General features: G+C 40.6%; 9 protein-coding genes. 2 read left to right on the forward strand and 7 right to left on the reverse strand.

All coding sequences use genetic code 11. The features are described 5' to 3' along the window. Positions 1-220, forward strand: a 220-nt coding sequence (locus A5N85_RS11910) for a transposase (RefSeq protein ID WP_249023972.1), incomplete at its 5' end; no start/stop codon positions are given. On the opposite strand, the gene A5N85_RS11915 is transcribed toward A5N85_RS11910, so the two are convergent. From A5N85_RS11915 to A5N85_RS11945, 7 genes are read right to left on the reverse strand one after another with little or no spacing between them, the layout of a single operon-like run. Then, positions 179-1,465 carry a TraU family protein gene (locus A5N85_RS11915; RefSeq protein ID WP_072577417.1) on the reverse strand — a complete coding sequence of 429 codons (1,287 nt, stop codon included), beginning with the start codon at positions 1,463-1,465 and terminating at the stop codon, positions 179-181. The two genes, A5N85_RS11910 and A5N85_RS11915, sit on opposite strands and share 42 nt — an antisense overlap. Positions 1,466-1,476: 11 nt before the next feature. Continuing rightward, complete coding sequence (locus A5N85_RS11920; RefSeq protein ID WP_084601776.1) at positions 1,477-2,076, reverse strand: single-stranded DNA-binding protein; 600 nt, start codon at positions 2,074-2,076, stop codon at positions 1,477-1,479. 39 nt (positions 2,077-2,115) lie between these two features. Then, complete coding sequence (locus A5N85_RS11925; protein ID WP_072577419.1) at positions 2,116-2,646, reverse strand: hypothetical protein; 531 nt, start codon at positions 2,644-2,646, stop codon at positions 2,116-2,118. A 17-nt stretch (positions 2,647-2,663) separates the two neighbouring features. Then, positions 2,664-3,179, reverse strand: a complete 516-nt coding sequence (locus tag A5N85_RS11930) for a hypothetical protein (protein WP_072577420.1) — start codon at positions 3,177-3,179, stop codon at positions 2,664-2,666. Positions 3,180-3,204: 25 nt separating this feature from the next. Next, positions 3,205-4,125 (reverse strand): AcaB family transcriptional regulator, encoded by a 921-nt coding sequence (locus tag A5N85_RS11935; protein ID WP_072577421.1) that lies wholly within the window; start codon positions 4,123-4,125, stop codon positions 3,205-3,207. Then, positions 4,122-4,376 carry a hypothetical protein gene (locus A5N85_RS11940; protein ID WP_072577422.1) on the reverse strand — a complete coding sequence of 85 codons (255 nt, stop codon included), beginning with the start codon at positions 4,374-4,376 and terminating at the stop codon, positions 4,122-4,124. Before A5N85_RS11940 ends, A5N85_RS11935 begins: the two co-directional genes overlap by 4 nt. Continuing rightward, positions 4,373-5,605, reverse strand: coding sequence for a hypothetical protein (locus A5N85_RS11945; protein WP_147285241.1), 1,233 nt, complete (start codon positions 5,603-5,605; stop codon positions 4,373-4,375). Before A5N85_RS11945 ends, A5N85_RS11940 begins: the two co-directional genes overlap by 4 nt. A 342-nt stretch (positions 5,606-5,947) precedes the next feature. On the opposite strand from A5N85_RS11945, the gene A5N85_RS17825 reads away from it, so the two are divergent. Continuing rightward, a partial coding sequence (locus A5N85_RS17825; RefSeq protein ID WP_143143280.1) for a helix-turn-helix domain-containing protein occupies positions 5,948-6,120 on the forward strand: 173 nt, incomplete at its 3' end.

The following is a 6,120-nucleotide window of genomic DNA, read 5'->3' on the forward strand; positions in this document are numbered from 1 at the left end:
AATTGTCATGGACAATGCCGCTTTTCATAAACGCAGTGATATTCAAGCAATCATTGAAGAGCATGGGCATGAGATAGTTTGGTTACCCCCTTATAGTCCAGACTTAAATCCTATTGAAAAGATGTGGGCTTGGATTAAGCAAATACGCAAAGAATGGCGGATGGATTGTATTGATACTTTATGCTTTTATCTGCTTTGGATTGGGTTGGGCTTTAGATGATTGCACTATAACATGAATGGGTCCAATCGGAATAAAGGCAATCGGAACACCACGTCGATATAAATCACAGCGGTGGTTTGTCCACAAATTCCAGGCATATCTATCTTTGGACTCTGTTTCAGTCCCTGTATTCGCTATATTGACATGGCAATTTTTCTTAGGTTGCGGATAAACTTTTGACCACACGACGCGTTTCATTTTGTAATCAGGTTCACGGTATAAACGTCCCATACCGCCTTCAGCTAAGACTTGTTTCGACCGAACAGCGACTACAGCAGCAACTTTTTGTGCTTCTTGATGGTTAACGGCACCATCTCGTGGATAGATATGCCCCCATTGTTCACCACCTGTCCCAACAATATCAGTAGATAAAGGATTAAGAATGACATCAGAATGCTCACTGTCTGTCACAGGGTAACCAAGACGCCATAAATAACTATCAACGCCTGATAGGTAAAATGGTTGAAATGCTGAGGCATAGACAGGACAGAAAGGAGAGTCTCCAGTCCGACCTTGCATTGATGAAACCGCTGAATCAATCTGTCTGACAATTTGTTTAATACTTTGCACAACAGGTGAATTTGCCATGACTTGCATCGTCATATCGTAATTCATGGCATTATCAAAACTGTCTGACCATCCTGCTTTTCCATTGCCTTTTTTAAAACCCTCTAAATAATCTTGCGCATCAGTCGAGGAGAGTTCCGCAGCTTTAGAGACTTCTTTACCTGCCATTCGTAAACCATTCCAGGTAAATGCGTCAATAAACATCGCAGCTGGATTGCCAATGACGGTTGATTCAGAAAATTGTCCTGCCTGATAGTCTCCCCAATCTTTATGTTGATAACGTCCCCCACCAATATCGGCATTAAGACTTCCAACCGTTTTACCTACAACATTCGCAAAGCCTTTTTGTGCGATAGGTTTTAATGCTGCCCCAAAAGTTTTTTGAAACTCAAGGTATGGCATATCATCTAGTTCCTTATGGCTCATAGATAATAAGTCTGGCGAGAAGTGAGAAACATTAGGCGTCCAAAAATAATAGACGCCCCAAGGGGTATAGATCGCTCTTAATGTTATTCCGTGTATCGTATATTCTAGGCAGCTTTCAATTTGCTCGAGTGACGTTTCTGCCACAGAGGCAGAAGTGAGCGGACCGCTCTCTTCTGCTAAAGCAGGCAATATGGTTAGCGCAATAGAAGCAACGAGCGTCTTATAAAGTGTATTTCTTTTTTCAATCTTCATAAATCTACTCCTTAGAAAGGAAGATTGTCATCAAAATCATAAGCTGTTGACGTTTCTTGTTCTTGAGGCGCTTGAGGCTGAATTTGATGCTGTTGAACTTGTGCTGATTGATGCTGTGATTGTGGCGCTTGAGATTGCGGTGACTGAGTGTGTGCATGAGGAGAAGGTTGTGGTTGTGTGGGTATTTGAGATTTTGTCTGAGCTTGAGGTTGCTCTTGAGGAGCGTCTTGCGGTGATTTTCTTGGCGGTAAAATTCCCATTGCTACGGTTCTGGCAATGACTTTTAAGCGTTGCTTTTGTTCACCTGTTTCCTTATCTACCCAGCTATCCATTCTTAGATCGCCGAGAACGACGACAGGAGAACCTTTCGTCAACATTTTACTGGCTTCTTCTGCACCAGCATTGAACCATACTACATCCATCCAAAAACCGCCCTTATCTTCATAGGGTTGATTGGGGTTATTAGACTTAACCCAGTGCGACTGATAGACAGAAAAACTTAGATAAGGTTTTTTATCTTGCGTATAAGCAAGTGCTGGAACGCCCCCAAATTCCCTTTTAGTTCGATAGTTGCACCCATAATAATCTCCTTGATAAGTGATAAAAATAATTTAGAAAAATAACTTGTTGATTAAATAAAAATGAATTTACTATTTTGCCTGTGTATTTGCTTCTTGTTCCTGCATCAGCTCTAATGCTTTTTGCACATCAGCATTGGCTTCTGTCTCAGTATCATTAGGTTGATCCTTTTCTGTTTCAGTAGGATGAGGATTGACTTGCCACGCCTTGCTGCCTTCTACTACTGCTGGAATTTTGTTAATACCCAACTCATCGAGCAAATGGTACATATGACTTCTTGGCTCAGGGATAATCCCAATGTTTAAAGCTATCTTCTGTTCTTTCAGGAATTCTCTTAATTCCTCTAATCCACTTTGACTACCTAAGTACATGATGTAAGTTCTAGCGAGTGCATACCTGTTTTCGACCAACCAGCTTCTTGACAATGCAGAACCATCAATGAGAGCGATACGTCCTAACCAATAACCATTTTTTTGCTCAACATCCATCTGCTCAAACTTGGAAGTATTAACATTAGAATTAGTTTGAGCTGCCACAGGCGTTATCACTGAACTAAAAATAGCTCCTAAAAAAGCAGATTGAATTACAGTTCTTATTTTCATTTGTGTCCCTCGTACGATTAAGAAAAGTTTTGAATTAAGGTTTCTAACTCACTGATAGCCATTCGTATGGTTCGAGCTTGCGAGTTCAGCAATAAACGTTGATTTTCAACCTTGAGTAATTCATCTAATAAAGGCGATTTCCCTAAAGTTGAAAAAATGGCATTGATAAACTCATGATTTGGCATATTCGTATCTCTTCTAATAGCATTCAGCGGAAGCATGACAAACAGCCGATTAGAGTTTCCTTTTTGTGTTGGTTGACGATAACGGATATACCACCGTAGCTGATTGTGTTGAACGTGGGTGTTAATGGTTTGCCAAAGATGCAAGGCAATATTAATTTCTAGCTCACGGCCAAATTGACGCGTATCAAAATTTTGTTTAAGCGCCAGCATGGTATCTTCAACTTCTTTAATGGCAGATTGATAACTGTGTAAATCAGCAATTAATAATTTTTTGTTAGAAACGCGCTCCCTTACCCTTACCTTTAAAGGAAAAAAAACGCGTGTATCAGCCAATTCAATACCACTCATATCAGCTTCCGTAATACAGTCATTTTTAAATCATCTTGGGTTGACGTTCGCCTAATAAAATGTCTTCAGGCAACATCCCCATCCGATGCTCGGCAGCTAAAGCAGTGGCGGTCTGTTGTTGCACCGCATCTTTACCAACATAACTCCACTCTGATGGTAAGCGAAACAAACGACGCAAAGGCGTTCCCAACTGCTCTTCAATGCCCATAAACTGTTCATGAGTAATAAACTGCTGTATCTCATAACTTTGCAAAAGACGAAGAATACGATCGTAATGGCTAAGTAATTCAGCAAAGTGAAAGGCATACACCACTCTAAAATCTAGCGGAACGATAGAAGGGCGTTTAGATGTGAATGGCATTAAAGAAATTGTAGTAGCATGATTAACCAATGCCTGTGCTTCTTGCTCAACAGATTTAACCTTTTGGCGGATTTTTTGGAGAAGTTCTTCAACTTGGATGAGATACCATGCGGCATATGGACAGCCCGTAGCATATCCCTGAACGAGTAAGCGCAAATCAGCAGCCGCTTGGAATAAGCCAACAATATATCCGTTATCACCTGAACGCTTACGTCCAAGAAGAAAGCCGTAGGCTCTACGCGTATGATATTCGACACTCCCAGTTACTGGTCCAAACGAAGGACGACTAACCACATGACGAGCTGGCACAGCCTCATTGACTTGTGCTTTAGCCACGCGAATGACTTCGACTTTTCGTTTTTCATCTAAAAGTTCCTGGCGCAATTCCTGACGTTCTTCCTCTGTATCAGCCATTGCTTCAATTTGTCGTTCCTCAGCTGTAGTAAGCGCGATGCTTTCATCATCATTGACAATTTGCTCTGCCTGACGCAGTTCTAGACTTTGTGTGGCTGCATTGATTTCATCGATCTTACTTCGCTGTCCACTAAGGTTCTTTGATTCTTGAGTATTATCTGTATCACTCATACATGGTTCTCCTGATTGATAGAATTTAAAATTGAAGAAAAAATAGAGATTGGATGCGTTTTCTCGCTGACACCCAGGGTGTAACTTTTCACGAATGGAATTTCTGAATTTTGACTTACACCAGTGGTGTAACTTTTCACGAATGGAATTTCCGAATTTGCAGTGAGACCACTGGTCTCAAAATATATAGCAGAATAAGAATTCACATCTGCGCCAAAATAGGAAACTTGTTGAATCACTGTGCCAGTCATAGTGATTTCTCTACTATCGTTAGCAGCCCTGAAATAATTGCGCGCTTGGCATCATCAAAGCTATTTACGCCAATGCGTAAGCCGTCCACATTCGTCGTTGACCCGATGGCATTGTCAAACTCAATCGGATATTTTGTCCCACTTTTTCCCTGCAACAGCATCCCAACTTTGAGTTCTATCTGTGCCAATTTTTTAGCTTCTTCAGCCTGTTTCGCTTGCTTTTTCTGCACTTTTTCAGCGTGGATTTGTTTGAGTTGTCCTGTCCAATCAAGGTAGCGACGGTATTGGTCTCCGCGATATGTCAGCATGTTTTGTGAGGCGCGATAGAGCAGGGTGGTTGTATATGCTATTGGATTGCCAATCTCGCCGTCTATCAGCGCCATTACAATCATAGCGATATCATCAGCACAAGCGCGGTATGTGAAAGTTTCCTCAGCATGATGATAATGGCCTTGCTTGATACAGCCGAGAATAGCGTGTGTGGTTTTCTTGCCGTATTTTTCCTCAAGCCTTGAGATGAGTTTGCTGATAGGGTGGTCATAGTCGTAGAGATAAGCAAAAGGGCTTTCACTTGTTTTCACAGGTGCGGTGAGTTCTTGGGATTCTATCTCGTGGTTGTTGAGAATTTTTTTCTTTCCTCCCTCCATACCTCCCTCCCTAGTATGGATGGTAGTGTTATAAATATCATTTATGATATTTATTCCTATTTGCGCAGGCGCGCGGTTATATATATATCCTCGCAAATCTCTCGTTATGCACGGCTGCATAACAGGGACTTGCTCATGCATAACACGCATATGTGTATATTTATTCACTGCAACAGAATGAGGACAGGATAAGGAACCGCTCTCCGTTTCTGTTTTTCCTAATAAATGACTAGATTCATTTTTTATCCCTGCAACAGACTTAAAAGCGGTTTCATCCGCATTAATAGCAAGCACGATGTTATATTCAAGCAATGTTTCGCTTGGTATGGCATAGAGTTCTTCTCGACAGATTTGCCGTAATCGTTGTGTCCCTTTTTTCGTGCTATCTGATAGAAACACAAGATAGTCATTATCAAGCTGTAGAATTGAGCTTAAAGATTGTTGTTCGGAATGAACGGTGATTTTTTGTTTACCACGTAAATTTTGTTTAACCTGTGGCAGTAATGTAATTAAACGTAGCGCTCGTAACACGCCTAACCTGCGACTAATAGTAGATTGTGTCGTACCTAATAATGTAGCCACTCTTGACTGGTCCAGTACCATCATCATTTTACCAAGCTGTAAATCTTTTAAGGTTAACCACAGTTGTAGTTCTTCACCTTTGAGTGCTGGATGATAAATAGGGGACTGTTTTTTCTTTATAGTAAAATCACTTAGAATCCAATCTATCCAAAGCAGATATAAAGAACAACTTGTAGTAGAATTATTGGTAGTTGTTTGAAAAGTATGCTAAACATACTCTTACAAAAAATACTTCTTTTAATATATTGATATTTAAATATTTAACTGCGATTAGATTAGATAATATTCCAGCATACTTTTCAAACCACTACCGAATTATTAAAAACAAACTGAGCATATCCTATGACCTACTGCAGCCAATTCCGACAGAAAATTCTTAACGATATTGCTAATGGAGAAACTTGGCGCGCTGTTGCAAAGCGCTACAAGATCAGCAAATTCACCGTCTATAGCTGGATTAAAAATCCCCATCCTAAAGGCTTTACTGAGCGTAAGCCCTCAAAGATTGATGATGA

The sequence above is a fragment of the Suttonella ornithocola genome (assembly GCF_001889065.1).
GTDB classification, from domain to species: Bacteria; Pseudomonadota; Gammaproteobacteria; order Cardiobacteriales; family Cardiobacteriaceae; genus Suttonella_A; species Suttonella_A ornithocola.